This is a genomic window from Paenibacillus sp. W4I10 (assembly GCF_030816325.1).
GTDB lineage: Bacteria > Bacillota > Bacilli > Paenibacillales > Paenibacillaceae > Paenibacillus > Paenibacillus amylolyticus_B.
Window position 1 is genome coordinate 2,027,751 of the sequence record NZ_JAUSXX010000001.1, and the last position, 16,651, is coordinate 2,044,401.

The following is a 16,651-nucleotide window of genomic DNA, read 5'->3' on the forward strand; positions in this document are numbered from 1 at the left end:
ATTCGCTTTGAACCACCCATATAATAATATTGATATTTCTATTGATGATCTTCCTATATTTTGACTCCTTATATCAGTATTCTGATATATCCTTGTTATCCTAAATCACTGGTTCAAAATAGGAATTTCTCCAAGCAAATTCTTCAAGTTAATGGCATCCCACGGCATATGCTCAGTTATTCCTAATCCAACTACATCTGTTTCTTCAGACAGTTCTTTGATCAGATGAAGCAAATGAGGTAATTGCATGGTTCCCGCTGGTGAAAACAAATAAGGTTCCCCTGGTTTGGCGAATAACAATGAACGGAACATGTTGGGATCAAGCACATCCAGATCAAGGTGAATTGCCAGATGTTTGAACCCATTTTCTCTAATCCACTTCTTAATCGAATCTATGCCATGGGTTAATTCTTCAGTTCCAGCCGTTTGGATACCCAATCTTTGAATCACTTCGGTTTCCTGTTCTGTGGGGGTTGTCAACCCGGCCATGAAGATATGTTCAGGCTTCAAGGGGACTCTCACATGTTTGGCAAACTCCGGATCGCCTTCCCCAAGAAGGTTCCCAAGCGGTAAAGTATGACCGTTATCATAGCCCTCGTACCTAACCAGATCACCATGGGCATCAATCCATATCAAACCAAGTTCTCCGCCATATCGTTCATTTAAATAAGCAAACGGGGCTTGTTCAACCAAACAGTCACCGCCAAACATGACAATGCGATCGGGCTGGTGAGCTTGAATAATATGCTGGGCAGCCTGCAATTGCTGAAGTAGCTGTGCTCTGCCTTTTATCCCGTTCTCGCTTACCAAAGATGTTCCATCATAAGCCTCAACAGGAACATGAATGAGAGGTTGATCATTGTCAGGTGCAAGCCATGCAAGCAGCTCCGCTCCAAAAGAGTAGTTAGGATTATCTCCACCTTGCCATTGTGGCATAAGCAGACGTATTGTTTTTTGAGTCATCGTAAATCTCCTTTACTTCAAAGTAAGGTTAGTATAAACTGAGCCCAAACAAATAAATAGTACGGTCTTTTATGATAGGTACTACCCGGAAGGATAGTGTGAATGATGAGTATGGCTGAATATCACGGTAAAGTTAAAAACATTCAAGATACCCCTTTTGGATATACGTTGTCGGTTATTGGTGGCAAATGGAAAATGGTGATTATGTATCTCCTGGCAGAAAACCAGCCCGTCCGTTTTAATGAACTGAAAAGACAGATCGGCGCCATCACGTATAAAACGCTGAGTTCACAGCTCAAAGAATTGGAAGCAGATGGTATGGTCGAACGGAAAGAGTATCCCCAAGTCCCTCCTAAAGTCGAGTACCGTCTGACAGCCAAAGCTGAAACGTTATTGCCCGTTTTGGAAGGACTATGCGAATGGGGTGTCCAACATCAAGAACCTTCGGTCAATAATAGCGCAACGGATTGAACGCTTTTGTCTATTTTTTCAGATGAGATAATTGGAGTAAATGCAGTATGTAAAATGCAAAAAGTCGCCAATCGGCGACTTTTTACTTTTATCTTGTGTTCCTCTGTCCGTTCAGCAAAATAAAAGCTGTAATTCGTAGAATTATACTTTTTCGTGTACCAGATCTTTCTGGTAGGCCAACACTCTGTCCCAATTGCCACTGAAAACAGGAATTCGATAATACCCTACACGCTCATACAGCGCTGCAGCTTCTGGTTGCAAGGGACCTGTTTGTAGTTTCAGATTGGTATAACCAAGTTCGTTCGCAAGACGCTCTGCCTCGGCCAATATAGCCTGGGCAATCCCTTTACGGCGGTAACCACTGCGTGTATACATGCGTTTAACTTCTACAGATGTTTCATCAAGGGGTCTAAGTGCTCCGCAACCAACCGGATACCCGTCGATCCTGGCAACGATAAAAGCCGCACGTGGCACCTCAACGTCTGATAGTTGAAATCCCGCCGTTCCATCACCGCCATATAACAAACCGAGTTCTTCACTCAGTTCCTTGATCAATAGTAGCGAATCCTCGCTCCGAATATCTTCAGCTGCTGCATGCACGATATGTGTCATCCCACATACCCCCTTTATCTTATTGGACTTATTGGTTTTGATGATATATCTAAATTATCATTCCCAACAGCAATCGTCAATTCCCCCATTCATTGAATATTTCTATAAGTGCACCCTATAAATATCCGAACGTATCTTATTGCCGTCTTTATTCGTTTACATAAGAAATATAACAAGCAATGATGTATATGAATTTCAACTCTCGGAGGTCTGATATTATGGAAATTTCAAAGGGAATAGCGATGCTTCAGCTTGATTTTGAGGGGAATATAATTCACCCTGTTCTGATATGGGATGAAGAAATGGTTGTGTTAATTGATACCGGATTCCCTGGACAATATGACGATTTGCGTATCGCACTCGAAAAGATTGGTGTGCCGATCAGCCAACTTAAAGCGGTGATTTTGACGCATCAGGATGTGGACCATATCGGGTGTCTTCCCGAGATTTTGAAAGAGTGTGGCTCACAAGTCAAGATATATGCGCATGAGCTGGATAAGCCATATATTGAGGGACAGCTCCCTCTTCTCAAAGACGGTCACCTTGAGCATCCTCCAAAGGGAAAAGTAGATGAAACGGTGACTGATAGTCAGGAACTGCCGTTTTGCGGTGGAATTCGCGTTATTCATACACCTGGTCATACGCCAGGTCATATCAGTCTATATTTGATGGGCAGCAAGACGCTCATCGCCGGAGATTCAATGTACAGTGTAGACGGCATGCTTGGAGGCATTCATGAACCTACTACACTGGATATCGAAACGGCTCGTTGCTCCTTAAAGAAGTATATGGAACTCGACATTTCATCTGTGGTTTGTTATCACGGTGGACTAAGTCATGGGAATGTAAATGAACAGATCTCAGGGCTAGTTAAGAGTTTATAATATTTGAATTTGCTGTTGCGAATAATTCCTGTATATGCCCCTACAATTCTCTATCATTATGCATAGTCTTCCTATGGTTTGGCATACTGCAAAATGGCTGTAGCCGCACGAATTCGCAACTCTTCTTCTTCACTGTGTAACGCTTCTCTCAGCACCTGGAGAGCTGTCTGAATCGTGGCTTCATCTACCCCTGTTGAGAGAGAGTTCGCTGCTTCGGCTGTTATACTGACTGCAAGACCTCGATCCAGCTGTGCTTGTGATATGGGATACTCAAACTTCGCAAGGATGGCTGAATCATTTTGCAGTGCCTGCACTTTGTCATTCAGCTCAGCGCGAGGAATACGACCCAACCATGTAACTCCGCGACGGTGACAGATCAAGTCGTTTTCTGTGCCAGCGGAATCGTCGTAATAATAATCCCCGATATCCCCAACATACGTCCATTCATCATCGCTAATTAATACATAATCTCCATCCTGCATGAGGTTAGCAAACATATGTAGTGTCGCGAGTGTGCTCGCCAATTCTGACTCATCCAATCTATAGTGTTGAACCAGCTGTTCCTTCCATAGCTCCGGGGGCGTTTGTTCCAGATCCCCTGTACCTGACCAAGCAATACCAATATAGTTGTCTTCCAGAAATGATGCTACTCTGTTGACTCCGTGCACGGTGGACTGGATGTGATACAGATTCATGCGTACCGCCTTCCTTTCTTTCAATCATTCGTATGAACATAGTTAACCATTGTAACATTAGTGGTATCTATTTCAAACGTAATGACTTCTTCAAGTTCTATACTTCATGCTGAACACACCTTTGGATATAGCCCCAGGCTATAACTAGATATAATTTAATGGAATTACATTATAACTCCGGATCTGTGATAAATTTTGTGTAACATAAAAGCAGAGGGGTTTTAAACGATGACAAAAAGTAGTGTATTGGGATATCCGCGTATTGGTGCTGATCGGGAATGGAAGAAAGCGTTGGAAGCGTTCTGGGCAGGTAAGCTGGAGGAATCAGAATTTCACGCACGTTTGCAGGAGATCCGTATTGATCATTTGCGCAAGCAACAAGCAAAAGGCATAGACATCATTCCAGTTAATGACTTTAGCTATTATGATCATATCCTGGATACGGCCGTGATGTTTGGCATTATTCCCAAACGTTTTGCTTATGATGGTGGCTCCGTTCCGTTGTCCGTATATTATGGCATTGCCCGGGGAACGAAAGATGCTGCAGCAAGCGAAATGACAAAATGGTTTAACACCAACTATCACTACATCGTACCTGAACTGGACGGGGCTTCTCCAACTCTCACGGAGAACAAACCGCTTCTCGCTTATCGTGAAGCAAAAGAAAAACTCGGCATTGAAGGAAAACCGGTTATCGTTGGTCCCCTAACCTTCCTGAAGCTCTCCAAAGGCTATGATAAATCCGAGACGGACACTTGGCTGGACCGCTTGCTGCCACTTTACACTCAATTGCTTCAAGAACTTGCAAGCGAAGGCGTTCAGTGGGTGCAGATCGACGAGCCTATTCTGGTAACCAAATTAAGTGATGAAGACGTACAGCGTCTGAATAAAATATATAAAACTTTTGCCACAGCCGTTCCAGGCCTGAATATTATGTTACAAACGTACTTTGAATCTGTCGAAAACTACAACGATATTGTTGCACTGCCAGTTCAAGGTGTAGGACTTGATTTTGTACACGGACTCTCTGGTAACACACAATCTATTCGGACATCCGGTTTCCCGGCAGACAAAGTGCTCGGTGCAGGTATTATTGATGGGCGTGGGATCTGGAAAGCTTCCCTTCAAGGAAAACTGAAGTTGCTGAATGAACTGTCTGAGTTCGTGACGCCTGAACGTATCATCGTGCAATCATCTTGCAGCCTGCTGCATGTGCCAGTAACCACAGACCGTGAGGCAAAACTTACATCTGAACTGAAGAATGCACTCGCATTTGCAGATGAAAAGCTGGATGAGATTGTTCTTTTGACTACAGCCTTATCTTCACCAAGTGCAGAGATTACCGCTAAAATTAACGAAGCAGAGCTTCCTCTTCTGGCGCTTCAGCAATCCGAAGATCGGAACCGTACCGCTGTACAGAAAGCCGTTGCTTCCATCAGTGTTCAACAGCCAGAGCGCTCCCGTCCTTTTGCCAAGCGTCATGAAGCCCAACAGGCCAAATGGCAATTGCCACTCTTCCCGACAACAACGATTGGTAGTTTCCCGCAATCTGCTGAAGTCAGAAAAGCACGTCAGTTGTGGCGCAAAGGTGAGTTGAGCAACGAACAGTATGCTGCCTTCATTCGGGAGCAGATTGATATCTGGATTAAGATTCAGGAAGAGATCGGAATTGACGTATTGGTACATGGTGAGTTTGAGCGTACCGACATGGTTGAGTTCTTTGGCGAGAAACTTGCCGGTTTTGCCTTTACACAGTTCGGCTGGGTACAATCGTATGGTTCACGTTGTGTGAAGCCACCTATTATCTTCGGCGATGTTGCATTTACCGGTGAAATGACGGTGGAAGAAACGAAATATGCCCAATCGCAGACTGAGCGTCCTGTCAAAGGCATGTTGACTGGCCCGATTACCATCATGAACTGGTCATTCGTACGTGAAGACATTGCTCGTGAGCAGATTGCCTATCAATTAGCGTATGCTCTAAGACAGGAAGTCGAAGCACTTGAACAGGCAGGCATTGGCATGATCCAGGTTGACGAGCCGGCTGTTCGTGAAGGGCTTCCGCTGAAAGAAAATGAACAAGCCGATTACCTGGCTTGGGCAGTCAAAGCGTTCCGCATCTCCACGTGCACGGTGCATGAAACGACTCAAATCCATACGCATATGTGCTATTGCGAATTCCATGACATGATTGATTCCATTGAAGCTATGGATGCGGATGTTATCTCCATTGAGACATCCCGTAGTCACGGTGAACTGATTCATAGCTTTGAAGAAAATACGTATGAGCTCGGTATCGGTCTTGGCGTATATGACATCCATAGCCCACGAGTTCCGAGTGTAGATGAAATGAGCAGCATGATTGAACGTGCCCTGCGTGTTCTTGATCCAAAGCTGTTCTGGATTAACCCGGACTGCGGATTGAAAACCCGCGGACTGGAAGAAACGGTTGCTTCCCTGCGTAACATGGTTGATGCAACCAGAATCGCTCGTAACAATCACGCTTCAGCTGCTGTATTGTAATCGGCTGCGAAGCAGTATAACTTCAAAATTAAAGCCGGACATCCCTTCGTTAAATGGGTGTTCGGCTTTTTATCTGGTTACTTTTTTGTAGTTACTTTTAACGTAAATTCATTTCACTTGTAACATGGAAATCTCTGGTGTTCCCGCCCCTTTTCTCAACATCCAACGCTTACAACTAGATACTCTCTTCCAGCCATTGCTGCAATGGTATATCTTCGGTCAGTTCACCGAGCAGTATGTGACGGAACTCCCCATCCCTATCAATGACCATTGTTGCGGGCAAACCCGTTATACGATACATACCTGATATGTTGCCCGTCACATCAATGATCACCGGAAAATCAAACGCCTGCTTATCCATAAACTCACGGATCGTGCCCTTCGATTCCCCCACGTTAACAAACAGGGTTTCCACGTCGTTCTGATAGTTCTGAGCAATCTGGTGAACGAGCGGCATCTCCCTTACACAGGGCGTGCACCATGAAGCCCAAAAGTTAATCATGACGGCTTTGCCCCGATAATCGGACAGGCTGACCTGGTCGCCTGCTGAATTAACCGCTGTGAACTCAGGGGCTTTTGCACCTGCTTGAATAGAGATGCCACGCCCAGATTCGGGTGTCGACACATTTTCGAAAATGGCCCATGTACCAGCTAACAATGCGATCACACCAATCAAAATTGTAAGTGTACGTCTACTTTTAAAACTCTTTTTCTGCAATAAACTCACCTTCACTTTAAACCAAGACTTTGATGAAATGCTGCATGGAGCGAACCGAATTGATCACAAAAGTCGTGAGTGGAGCCCTCTCCAACATTACGTCCATGGTTCATGAATATCACCTGATCCGCAATATGGTCTGCGATCTCCAACTGATGGGTTGAGAACACGACCATGTGACCATCTTGTTTGATTCCCTTGAGCAGCTGAGTTAATTCCTGCATCCAAAATGGGTCCAATCCATTCGTGGGCTCATCCATGATGAGCAGTGGAGGTTTGGACAGTACAGCCTGGGCAAATAACACACGTTGGCGCATCCCTTTGGAGAAGGTCGTTACCCGGTTTTTCTTTTGATCTTCCAAACCTACCAGCGTCAGTACTTCCTGTACTCTCTCCTTGGGAACTTTCCTCAGAGAAGCCCAGAATAACAGCATTTCTTCCGCACTCAATCCCTGATTGAATTGATAATCATCCGGCATATATCCAATCTGCTGTGCATAACGCTTGCGCTCCTTCAACCAACGGATATTATTGACTACAACTTCACCCTTGGTAGGCTGAAGAATTCCAGCGATCATACGTAGCACCGTGCTCTTTCCTGCACCATTCCCTCCACAGAGGGCAAGCACTTGGCCGGAACTCATGCGAAAGGAGATATCCTCAACAATCGGTTGCTTTTTAATGGATTTTCCCAATCCCATCACTTCGAGTCCCACCTTATCCATGAGAACGCCCCCTCTCCCAGATCGCGTATATGGTCAGGACAGAGCAGGTTATCCAGAACAGGCATATCCCGATGAAGATCCAACTGCCACTTGGTTGCTGCACCCACTCCACCCATCGATAATATTCCGGTCCCAGAATGGAGCCGCCTCCCAATTTAATGACTACATACAATCGCACCAGCTCTGCCGGATTGATGAACGTTAGCATAACCAGTAGCGGTTTCACCCACAGATAAGGCATCAATCCCAGCACAGAGAGCAGCAACGTCGGCCATCCAATGACAGCGAAAAACCATACGGTCACCGAGATGGTTAATGCCTGCCACCGATTACGCGACAACGAACCGATAAATAGAGCCAGCGTCAGGAATAACAACACCAGTCCACACGAGAATGCCAGAAAGAGAAGATATGTCATGACATCCAGTGGATTCCCGATTACTCCGCTAATGACTCCCATCAGGCCGTATCCAAACGCAACAATGGTGATCAATACAATCGACAGCCCAACATACTTGCCCACAATAAAGGACATCGTACCGATGGGATATGTCGCCAGCAATTGCCAACTTCCATCTTCCTTTTCGGATGTTAATGAGAAGGAACCGAGGAACAGCGTCATTAGTGGCAAAAGGTAGAGAATAAGATTCAACATCGAACCTGTTGTGCCCGAATATCCTTGAACCAAATTCTGCGAATTCAGGAGTAACAAGCTTAAGCTAAAGGTGCAAAAAAGGATCAGAAACGAATACGCCCAAGGATTGCGAAATCCCATTTTCACTTCTCGTCTTGCAATCTGTATCATATCTGACATCATTGATCACCATTTTCTATTGTCATACTTAGTGGCCTGACTCTTCTTTCATCTCACCTTCCTGATGCATCTCATTACCATCTCCTTCTTCACCATGTCCGTGCTCATCATGCCCATGTTCACCCATCATGTCCATATTCTCAGTGTTCTGTTTCCAGTCATGAGAGGCAAGATCCTCAGCGGTCATAATGGTTCCAACACCTTGCTCTGCAATGAAAGCTTCAGCCGAGGGCTTGTCCTTAAAGTTAAGAATTCCATAGGCCATAGGCGTACGCAATGAAGCGTCGTATACATACGTGGCTTTGCTGTATTCAATCCATTCCTTGTCATTGTAATCACGTACATAGTCCATGCCGATGTTATCTGTGCCATTTTCTGTTTTCCACTGGTTCATGCAGCCGATATCATCGAACTTGTAATTTTGGCCGTCTTTCGTAGTGAGCTGTGTTGCATATGCATCGTCCTTCACTTGCATTTTACAGATCGCACAGATATCCACTTCTTCATTAATCGGCAATGCCGCGTATTTTGTTCCGCAAGCGGTTAACAATACCATGCCAAACATAAGTACCATAACGATGGACCATCTTCTGTTCGAACTTTTGTTCATTTTCGTAATACCCCCATATAGATGATTATAAAAGTTGCCATACCCAACAGAACTAACCCGAACATCCACACCAGATTGGAACCTGCTGCCCTTTCCACTGACATGTGCAGATCAGATTCCGTATCCATACTCATTCGTGGCGATTTGTCGGTAGTCCACTGTTCTCTGCCTTCTGTAAACAAGTCACTCAGAAAGACCATACCCGGTGATTGAAAAAAGAGCTGATACGCAGAATTTCGACTGACCAGTTGCTCATAAAAAGGATTGATGGCATAGGAAATTTCACTGATTCCATCCTGATTCAGATCAAGCCCCTGAAAGGAGTCCCAGTAATTCTCCATCAGGACATTATTCGGGCTATCCAGTGCCGAAGCTTCAATGACATTAGACACCATTCGGTTACGTGTAAACTCATTAGCTTCTGCCAGAACAAGCTGGATGCCAACAAAATTCCGAAGCACCGCATTCTCATGTATCTCATTGCCTGAGGATTCTGCAATATTCATGCCGACACGATTACCTTCCACTACATTGTTGTGAACAGAGGATTGATGTACGTCATACAACAGAATCCCTTGGGAATGAACATTGGTACTTTGTTTGCGAAAAGAATTGCCCGATATAACCGTATTCTTGACGCCCATGATCATGGCACCTGTCATGTTCTCCTCTCCGGTATTGTCCATGACAGAAGAACCGTCAATGTACATACAGTGGATGCCGTACCTTGTATGTAACAGCCTATTATTTTGTACCGTTGACTTGCGACTGTTCTCCAGATAGATTCCATCCCTCATGCCGTTGATCTCATTGGCTTCAATATAGCTATCATGGGAGTTGTACAGATCAATGCCATTGCCCTTCTGGCCACTGGAAGCAGAATCAGCCCCAATCCAAGTAATGTTGTTCCGCTGAATCGTTGCATGACTCGAATTCCGGATGATCATCCCATACCCCTGGGTCTGAATATGCAGATCCGTGATTTCACTGTTTTTCCCTTCAACCTGAATCGCTGCAGTCTGTTCATTCGTAACATGTTCAATTGTAAAACCTCTCAATTTCACTCCATCCGAGCGAATCATTATCGTAGAGGTGGCTTCCGCATTAACAACTATGACCGCAGGATCACCCTGAATGGTGATGTTTTTGTCAATCGTCACGGGTCCAGAATAACGACCTGATGTAAGTTCAATGACTTCTCCAGGTGCAGAACGGTCAATCATAGGCTGAAGGGGAATAAGCTCACGTTGTCCGGAGGAGGCCATGACTGCACCGTGCGGAAGGGATAGTAGGAGCATCATCATTCCGATTAGAAAAATGAAACCCGTAACCCGACTCTTCTTACAACTGTTGAATGCACCCAATCCTGCCCAAGGATAACTCATGATTCAAACCGCGCAAATTCCGGCTTCTTGTTACAGTTGCTTATTGCTGTGGCAATGTATTCAACGGGTCTTACGTTAATCCAAAATATACGTTGGTTGTACACACCATCCCTCCATTTCACTCAAAATCAACTCTCCATGTTACTCATTCATTGAAGCAACGTAATAAATGAAGCGTTATCACAATCCTGATCACAGTGTACTTAAAATGATATTTATTCCATATAGCTCAATTAGGCTATAGACACTACATTTTTGTGTCGATATTGTGATGTAAACAAAAAAAGCCGCCAAATTGGCGACTTCTGCGTAATGGTGTTAGGCAAATGGGTAGGTCCAGAATGTTTCTCTGCCAAAACGAGCTTGGATCTCTTCTGAATTCAACTCTCGATCCCCGACAAGCTCGGCTGCCTGAAACTGTGAACGGTGGGCGCGGATCGACGCCATTTTTTGTTTCAAAAATCCGGATACATCAACGATTACATCCGCTTTACCAATGAATTGTTCCTGGTTGTGGGCAAATGCAACGCAATGAACCAATGGACGCTCTCCTACAGGAAGACGACTAATCGTCCGAATGACGGCCTCTCCCGTCGCATCATGATCGGGATGTACACTGAACCCTGGATAGAAGGTAATCACAAGGGATGGATTCAGTTCCTTGATCAGTGCCATGATGCTATCGTCGAGTAGTTGCGGGTCTTCGAATTCGATCATTTTATCGTGGAAACCAAGCATTCTTAAATCCTGAATTCCAATGGCTGCTGAAGCTTCAATCAGTTCTTGTTTGCGGATCTGAGGCAATGTGACGCGGTTAGCAAAAGGAGGAATCCCCATGTTGCGTCCCATCTCGCCCAGTGTTAGACAAGCATAGGTAACGTGAGAGCCACCTTCTATGTACTTGGCTAATGTTCCGGACACTGAGAAAGCTTCATCATCCGGATGTGGATACACCACCAAGATTCGTTCATGCTCATTGTGTATAGTATTCATGGTTATTCAATCCTCCGCTTTCATCAGAACATCTCTCGGCTTAATTGTAACGCCACAACTAGTTTACCTTGGGTATCGTGACCAGCCAGAATCAGTCTTTCTTGGTCCTGTTCGTCAATATGTGTAAGGCCCTCGGCGTAAATCCATCCCTGAGTGGTTTTCAGACCAACCCGGTATGGACCCGTACCTGAAATGGACCCCTGCGTATATCGTATGGCCGCATTAGTAATGAATGCCGATGCTGGGTGCTTCGAACTGTCATAGTGATGCGCATACGCTCCAGACGTGAGTTCGAGGTGTACGTATAAGTCCTGATCTACAAGTTCATTAATCCGGAGCTGAATATCTTGAGGTTTAATCGGTTGCATAGCGGCCTCCTTGTCTAATGTAATTGTACGAATTTCATTTTAACATAACCAGAAGAGAATATACATGGAGTGACCCTATCGCCTCTTATAGAGCGTTCTCATGATGATTCCAGTTTGAAAACAAGAACAGATTTGCGTGGTTTTTTCTCTTTTTATTCATGGATCATATCTATATTATAAAGTGTAGGCAAAAATGCCCGTGATGAAGAACCTTAAATCTTAAATGAATCTTGCTCCAACATGTTTGGAAAGGAGTTTAACTCGACTTGAAATCTCTAATACAACTACTTCATTTTGGCTATCATCAGGCCATGAGCTGCATATTTCCCGTAGCGATCTTTGGTACACTGGCCCTGTCCAGCGTAGTTCCTATTCCTTTCCTTCATCGGTATGATGCCATTCTGCTCGTATTACTTGCTGTGCAGTACCTGATGTATCGAAGCGGCTTGGAAACCCGGGATGAAATCAAGGTCATCTGTGTATTTCACATTATAGGCCTGGTGCTGGAGATTTATAAAGTATGGATGGGATCTTGGTCTTACCCTGAGCCAGCTTACACCAAAATCCTGGGTGTCCCTCTGTATAGCGGATTCATGTATGCAAGTGTAGCCAGTTTTATGTGTCAGGTGTGGCGAAGACTGCGAATGGACATGACCGGATGGCCTGGTTTTGCACCTTCCATGCTGCTGGGAGCAGCCATCTATATTAACTTTTTCACTCATCATTTTATTCCCGATTTTCGCTGGTGGCTGACGGCGCTTGTATTTATTGTCTTCTGGAAAACCTGGATTATTTACCGGGTACGAGCAACGACCTATCGAATGCCCTTATCGCTTGCTTTTATCATTGTTGGTTTCTTCATCTGGACTGCTGAGAACATCGCTACCTTCTTCAATGCCTGGAAATATCCTGATCAGCATGATGCCTGGCAACTGGTTAGCTTTAGCAAAATTAGTTCGTGGTTTCTGCTGGTCATCATCAGCGTCATCATCGTTGCGCAGCTCAAATATGTGAAAGCCAATCGAACCGCAGATGAATCATAACCTGACGAGCCATTACATCCCCTTATCACAAAAACAGCAGCACTTCTAGACTGGAAAATAAGTCTTTGAGTGCCGCTGTTTTGCTCTTCAGACTGTTCAGTACTTTGAAAGTATTCGCATCAACTGATAATTGCTACGTGAAAAGGCGCCTAATGTTGACTTTTTATTGCATATGTCCAGATGCTATCTGCTCCAGCACTAGTTCCCCACCAACTTCAATTTCAAGCTCATAGATGCCATTATCATCAAGTTCACATAAGCAGGCACTTTTGCTGAGCATCACGCATCCGTTCACCCATTCAGGAATATGAAGCCTCGTCTTGATCCGGCGACAGGCGATGATTTCTGCCCGGAACAAACCTGAGCTCCGATTCCATGTACAGGACATCCTACCTCCTGGTATGCACCAGTCATGAATGGAACCTCGTACCCACCGTTCTGGCAATGCCGGCAGCAGCTTGATGCGATGTTCTGACACATAGAGCAGCATTTCCTGTACTACATTAACCCAGCCCATATTGGCATCCAGCTGAATCGGAGCTGCGGGCATGGACATACATATTCCCATATTGCGCCAGTCATTATGCAAGGTATACCCATTACTCAGAACACAGGAGCGCGCAAGAATATCGAGACTTTCCAGCGCCCGCTCACCATTGCCAAGTCGAGCATATATGGACGACATATGTGTAAGGGACCAACCACTCTGAGCACCAAGCCTTCGCTGAACAACTGCTCTCTCGAACGCTTGGAACAGCTCTGGCTGTTCTTCACGGGTGACCTCCTGTCCTGGAAAAACAGGATACAGGTGTGAAAGATGACGATGATCACGTCGATCTTCAAACGCAGGATGCAGCCATTCTTTCACAGCTCCCTCCGCTTCAATTAGATAGTCGGGCATATGCTCCAGCATGGCTTCCCAGCACGGAATCTTAGTCGTATGCACTCCAGTTAGTCGACTGGCTGCAATGACATGCTGTAGCAGTTCTTTAATAATAGCAATGTCCATGGTGGCATTAATGGCTGTAGGCATAGGATGTGCCAGTGGCTGTCCCTGCTTAGGCATAAAATTCTCAGGTGTATTCTCTGGCGAAACAGACGGGTATATCTTGTATTTTCCGTCTTCACCCAGCACCAGAAAATCTTCATAGAACTGAAGGGCCTCCTTCATGAAGGGCAGGGCTTCCTCGAGCAGAAACTGCTTATCTCCAGTGAACTGATAATGTGCATAATAATGTCTGGCGATCCATCCTGCTGCTCCGGTCCAGTTCATAATTACCGGAACAATCTGGTTAGGCACACCGATACCCGGTGTTGTTCCAGCGGGAATGTAAATCCCTCGGCAGCCATATAACTTGCGAGCATTGTCGCGAAAGTCATCCATTAATCCGTTGTAATAGCGGAACAACGAACGATTCAGATGGGATAAACCACCTACGTCAGTGTGCCAATACATCATTTGCACATTCTCATTCGCCATATTGTGACCCCAGATCAAGCGATAATCACCACCCCACAAGCCGTATAATCCAAATGGCAATCCGCTATGTTCAGAGGTTCCGCTGATAAATAGATATCGACCATAGGCCCACATCTTGCGCACAAACCCTGTAGGTGCTTCACCTTCATAGGCTTCCAGAAGTAAGTCTTCATTACAGCGCCCGTCATCCGTTTTATCACCCAGATCAAGCTCAGCGGACCGAAACAACGGTTGATGCAGTGAGATATGCCGATCCAGCAACGTATTGTAGTCGCTCTCAAGCGATGCGAGTTCCTGCTTCAACCGTGTCCATTCCTGCGCTCGTCTGCCCGTAGCAAACATTTTAACAAGCACAAGCACTTTTCCAGAGGTCGGGAAATGAAGTTGCCTGCTAAGCATATCTTCGTTAGGTTCGCTTTCCTTTTGTTGATCATGACTCGCACCAGGTATTTCGTTCAATTGGATCAGTCGCAGCACCGCTCCGTAGTCCTGTCCATCGTCATTTTGCCCGCCATAGCACAGATAGTCTCCACTATCATCCCGATCAATTCTTATCGTTATAGACGACTTTAGTGCGTTGAACTCCTCATCTTCTCTTACCCGGTCGCCCTGCGGGAAATGCAGGCCTATCGTCCCCGACAGCAATGAATGCTCAGCCGAACCTTTTCCCTGCGCACTTGTTCCATCTTTCACTCTATGAGTCTCGATCTCATAGACAACACAATCGTCTGCACGCGAGACGAACAGACTTCTTGTATAGTTGTCTCTTCCGTCCTGCCAGCGCACCTGAACTTCCCCTGTGTCCATATCCAGTTCCCGCCGATATTTGCGAAAAGCGTTATTACACTTCATTTCCACCGTCATTGTAGCCAGTGGATATCGGGAAGACAACTTGGACGCGTAACCTTCTGCTTGCAGTGTACGGGTCAGATGCCAGCTTGCCTCCAAATATCGTTCCTCATCCATTAACTTACGGGTTTCTGATAAGGTATGACTGACATCGGGCAGTTCATCTTTGCGCCCCCAATGCCATAATTCACTGTGCTGCAAGAGCACAGTTTCCGTCTGAATTCCGCCTTGCACTGAAGCACCAAGCTTACCGTTTCCGGAAGGAAGCGCTTCTCGCCACAACCCTTGCCACCAGGAAGAAGGATATTTTAGCAACAACTTGTTCCTGTCCGGCCGTATGCCTGTAGTGTCTGTGCGATCAGTGTGTTGGTTCACGCTTTTTCCGCCCCAAGTCTCTCCATCTCAATACTGGCTAGCAAGAATGGGGCTACGCCCATCTGCACATCGCTAACGACCTGTTCACTGATGTAATATTCATAAGAACCGTCCCGATACTTCTTCCCACCGAGTCCGGCACCATGACAGATGTGGTGCAGATGAACCCCTTTTTCATCTTCAGTGACTAACTGCTTCAATATTCCAGCATAGGCATGATCAACGACTTCACGGTCCAGTTCAGCCAGATAATGTAACCGAAGGCCTTTCGCGAGTGCATAGGTCAGCATACAGGAAGCAGAGGCTTCCAGATAATTGCCGGCTCTTCCGTTCTGATCCATCACTTGGTACCAGAGTCCACTATCATGATCCTGAGCATGAGCAATCGCGTATGCCATTCGTTCAAATATGCCCATAATCTGTCCTCGCTGTGGGTGATCCACGGGAAAGTGCTCCAGTGCATCTACCACGGCCATTGCATACCATCCCATGGCCCGGCCCCAAACATGAACGGATCGGCCAGTATCTTGAGCGCACCAGCGTTGTTCCCTGCTCTCATCCCAGGCATGGTGGAGTAGGCCATTACGCGGATTACGGGTCTTTCGCTCGATCAACAAAATCTGTCGTGCCACTTCATCGAAGCTCTCGGGATGATCGAAGGTGCTTGCATATTCCGCCAGAAAGGGTGAAGACATATAAATGCCATCCAGCCACATCTGAAACGGATATATTTTCTTATGCCAGAATCCACCTTCACTTGTCCGTGGCTGTCCTTTAAGCTGGTCAACCAGGTGCAAAATTGCCTTAGCATATTTGTCATTGCCGGAATTCTTCCACTGGTTGAACAGATTTTTGCCTTCATTGATCATATCCAGGTTGTAATCATTCAACTGGTAGGTCCGAATGGTGCCGTCATTCTCGATGAGGTCATCCATGTGACGCTGGACAAGTTCCGCGTAGCGGGATTCTTGATTCCATTCGGCGGCGCGTTCCAGTGCCATCAGAGTCATCCCGCCCACATAGCCCCATTTGCCTGCAATCTTGGGATGATTGCCATTCTGGCATTCGGAAAGCAAGGTATCTGCTATTTTGACAGACATTCTCCGTTCTTGTGTCACTGACTTTGTCGAAGTTCCAACCATA

16 protein-coding genes are annotated in these 16,651 nt (G+C 45.8%); 4 read left to right on the forward strand and 12 right to left on the reverse strand.

Features of this window, described 5'->3' with window-relative positions; genetic code table 11:
- Positions 1–105 precede the first annotated feature (105 nt).
- The gene (locus tag QF049_RS09010) at positions 106–963 is read right to left on the reverse strand and encodes an arginase family protein (RefSeq protein ID WP_307536702.1); all 858 of its coding nucleotides are present in this window, start codon (positions 961–963) and stop codon (positions 106–108) included.
- A 105-nt stretch (positions 964–1,068) separates the two neighbouring features.
- Here QF049_RS09010 and QF049_RS09015 point away from each other — a divergent pair, with 105 nt between their 5' ends.
- Positions 1,069–1,434: a winged helix-turn-helix transcriptional regulator gene (locus QF049_RS09015; protein ID WP_307543146.1), complete on the forward strand. Its 366-nt coding sequence runs from the start codon at positions 1,069–1,071 to the stop codon at positions 1,432–1,434.
- 141 nt (positions 1,435–1,575) lie between these two features.
- Here QF049_RS09015 and QF049_RS09020 read toward each other — a convergent pair whose 3' ends face one another.
- Positions 1,576–2,046, reverse strand: coding sequence for a GNAT family N-acetyltransferase (locus QF049_RS09020; RefSeq protein ID WP_091016394.1), 471 nt, complete (start codon positions 2,044–2,046; stop codon positions 1,576–1,578).
- Between the two features lie 218 nt (positions 2,047–2,264).
- Here QF049_RS09020 and QF049_RS09025 point away from each other — a divergent pair, with 218 nt between their 5' ends.
- Positions 2,265–2,930 carry an MBL fold metallo-hydrolase gene (locus QF049_RS09025; RefSeq protein WP_307536705.1) on the forward strand — a complete coding sequence of 222 codons (666 nt, stop codon included), beginning with the start codon at positions 2,265–2,267 and terminating at the stop codon, positions 2,928–2,930.
- Positions 2,931–3,001: 71 nt separating this feature from the next.
- Here QF049_RS09025 and QF049_RS09030 read toward each other — a convergent pair whose 3' ends face one another.
- Positions 3,002–3,625 carry a hypothetical protein gene (locus QF049_RS09030; RefSeq protein ID WP_307536707.1) on the reverse strand — a complete coding sequence of 208 codons (624 nt, stop codon included), beginning with the start codon at positions 3,623–3,625 and terminating at the stop codon, positions 3,002–3,004.
- Positions 3,626–3,853: 228 nt separating this feature from the next.
- On the opposite strand from QF049_RS09030, the gene metE reads away from it, so the two are divergent.
- Positions 3,854–6,148: a 5-methyltetrahydropteroyltriglutamate--homocysteine S-methyltransferase gene (gene metE / locus QF049_RS09035; RefSeq protein WP_307536709.1), complete on the forward strand. Its 2,295-nt coding sequence runs from the start codon at positions 3,854–3,856 to the stop codon at positions 6,146–6,148.
- A 175-nt stretch (positions 6,149–6,323) separates the two neighbouring features.
- On the opposite strand, the gene QF049_RS09040 is transcribed toward metE, so the two are convergent.
- From QF049_RS09040 to QF049_RS09070, 7 genes are all read right to left on the reverse strand, one after another.
- The gene (locus tag QF049_RS09040) at positions 6,324–6,815 is read right to left on the reverse strand and encodes a TlpA family protein disulfide reductase (protein ID WP_307543148.1); all 492 of its coding nucleotides are present in this window, start codon (positions 6,813–6,815) and stop codon (positions 6,324–6,326) included.
- 62 nt (positions 6,816–6,877) lie between these two features.
- Entirely contained in the window at positions 6,878–7,591 is a 714-nt protein-coding gene (locus QF049_RS09045) for an ABC transporter ATP-binding protein (RefSeq protein ID WP_307536711.1), read from the reverse strand.
- On the reverse strand, positions 7,584–8,405 hold the full coding sequence (locus QF049_RS09050; RefSeq protein WP_307536713.1) for an ABC transporter permease: 822 nt from the start codon (positions 8,403–8,405) through the stop codon (positions 7,584–7,586). Before QF049_RS09050 ends, QF049_RS09045 begins: the two co-directional genes overlap by 8 nt.
- Before the next feature lie 28 nt (positions 8,406–8,433).
- Positions 8,434–9,015: a nitrous oxide reductase accessory protein NosL gene (locus QF049_RS09055; protein ID WP_307536716.1), complete on the reverse strand. Its 582-nt coding sequence runs from the start codon at positions 9,013–9,015 to the stop codon at positions 8,434–8,436.
- A complete protein-coding gene (locus tag QF049_RS09060) occupies positions 9,012–10,400 on the reverse strand; it encodes a right-handed parallel beta-helix repeat-containing protein (protein WP_307536719.1) in 1,389 nt (462 codons plus the stop codon). Before QF049_RS09060 ends, QF049_RS09055 begins: the two co-directional genes overlap by 4 nt.
- 318 nt (positions 10,401–10,718) lie before the next feature.
- Positions 10,719–11,393, reverse strand: coding sequence for a bacillithiol biosynthesis deacetylase BshB2 (gene bshB2 / locus QF049_RS09065; RefSeq protein ID WP_091016408.1), 675 nt, complete (start codon positions 11,391–11,393; stop codon positions 10,719–10,721).
- 23 nt (positions 11,394–11,416) lie between these two features.
- A complete protein-coding gene (locus QF049_RS09070) occupies positions 11,417–11,761 on the reverse strand; it encodes a YojF family protein (protein WP_091016410.1) in 345 nt (114 codons plus the stop codon).
- Between the two features lie 266 nt (positions 11,762–12,027).
- Here QF049_RS09070 and QF049_RS09075 point away from each other — a divergent pair, with 266 nt between their 5' ends.
- Positions 12,028–12,804, forward strand: a complete 777-nt coding sequence (locus tag QF049_RS09075) for a DUF817 domain-containing protein (RefSeq protein WP_307536724.1) — start codon at positions 12,028–12,030, stop codon at positions 12,802–12,804.
- Between the two features lie 163 nt (positions 12,805–12,967).
- Here QF049_RS09075 and QF049_RS09080 read toward each other — a convergent pair whose 3' ends face one another.
- Together QF049_RS09080 and QF049_RS09085 are read right to left on the reverse strand one after the other, a co-directional pair.
- Positions 12,968–15,508, reverse strand: a complete 2,541-nt coding sequence (locus tag QF049_RS09080) for a glycosyl hydrolase family 95 catalytic domain-containing protein (RefSeq protein ID WP_307536727.1) — start codon at positions 15,506–15,508, stop codon at positions 12,968–12,970.
- A complete protein-coding gene (locus QF049_RS09085) occupies positions 15,505–16,650 on the reverse strand; it encodes a glycoside hydrolase family 88/105 protein (RefSeq protein WP_307536729.1) in 1,146 nt (381 codons plus the stop codon). Before QF049_RS09085 ends, QF049_RS09080 begins: the two co-directional genes overlap by 4 nt.
- Between the last annotated feature and the right edge of the window lies 1 nt (position 16,651).

Bases quoted from the DNA above. Each gene is read 5' to 3' on its own strand.
- QF049_RS09070 (WP_091016410.1), bottom strand. From the start codon at position 11,761: ATGCAACCGATTAAACCTCAAGATATTCAGCTCCGGATTAATGAACTT.
- QF049_RS09085 (WP_307536729.1), bottom strand. From the start codon at position 16,650: ATGGTTGGAACTTCGACAAAGTCAGTGACACAAGAACGGAGAATGTCT.
- QF049_RS09045 (WP_307536711.1), bottom strand. From the start codon at position 7,591: ATGGATAAGGTGGGACTCGAAGTGATGGGATTGGGAAAATCCATTAAA.
- QF049_RS09050 (WP_307536713.1), bottom strand. From the start codon at position 8,405: ATGTCAGATATGATACAGATTGCAAGACGAGAAGTGAAAATGGGATTT.
- QF049_RS09030 (WP_307536707.1), bottom strand. From the start codon at position 3,625: ATGAATCTGTATCACATCCAGTCCACCGTGCACGGAGTCAACAGAGTA.
- QF049_RS09015 (WP_307543146.1), top strand. From the start codon at position 1,069: ATGAGTATGGCTGAATATCACGGTAAAGTTAAAAACATTCAAGATACC.
- QF049_RS09020 (WP_091016394.1), bottom strand. From the start codon at position 2,046: ATGACACATATCGTGCATGCAGCAGCTGAAGATATTCGGAGCGAGGAT.
- QF049_RS09055 (WP_307536716.1), bottom strand. From the start codon at position 9,015: ATGAACAAAAGTTCGAACAGAAGATGGTCCATCGTTATGGTACTTATG.
- QF049_RS09025 (WP_307536705.1), top strand. From the start codon at position 2,265: ATGGAAATTTCAAAGGGAATAGCGATGCTTCAGCTTGATTTTGAGGGG.
- QF049_RS09010 (WP_307536702.1), bottom strand. From the start codon at position 963: ATGACTCAAAAAACAATACGTCTGCTTATGCCACAATGGCAAGGTGGA.
- metE (WP_307536709.1), top strand. From the start codon at position 3,854: ATGACAAAAAGTAGTGTATTGGGATATCCGCGTATTGGTGCTGATCGG.
- QF049_RS09060 (WP_307536719.1), bottom strand. From the start codon at position 10,400: ATGAGTTATCCTTGGGCAGGATTGGGTGCATTCAACAGTTGTAAGAAG.
- bshB2 (WP_091016408.1), bottom strand. From the start codon at position 11,393: ATGAATACTATACACAATGAGCATGAACGAATCTTGGTGGTGTATCCA.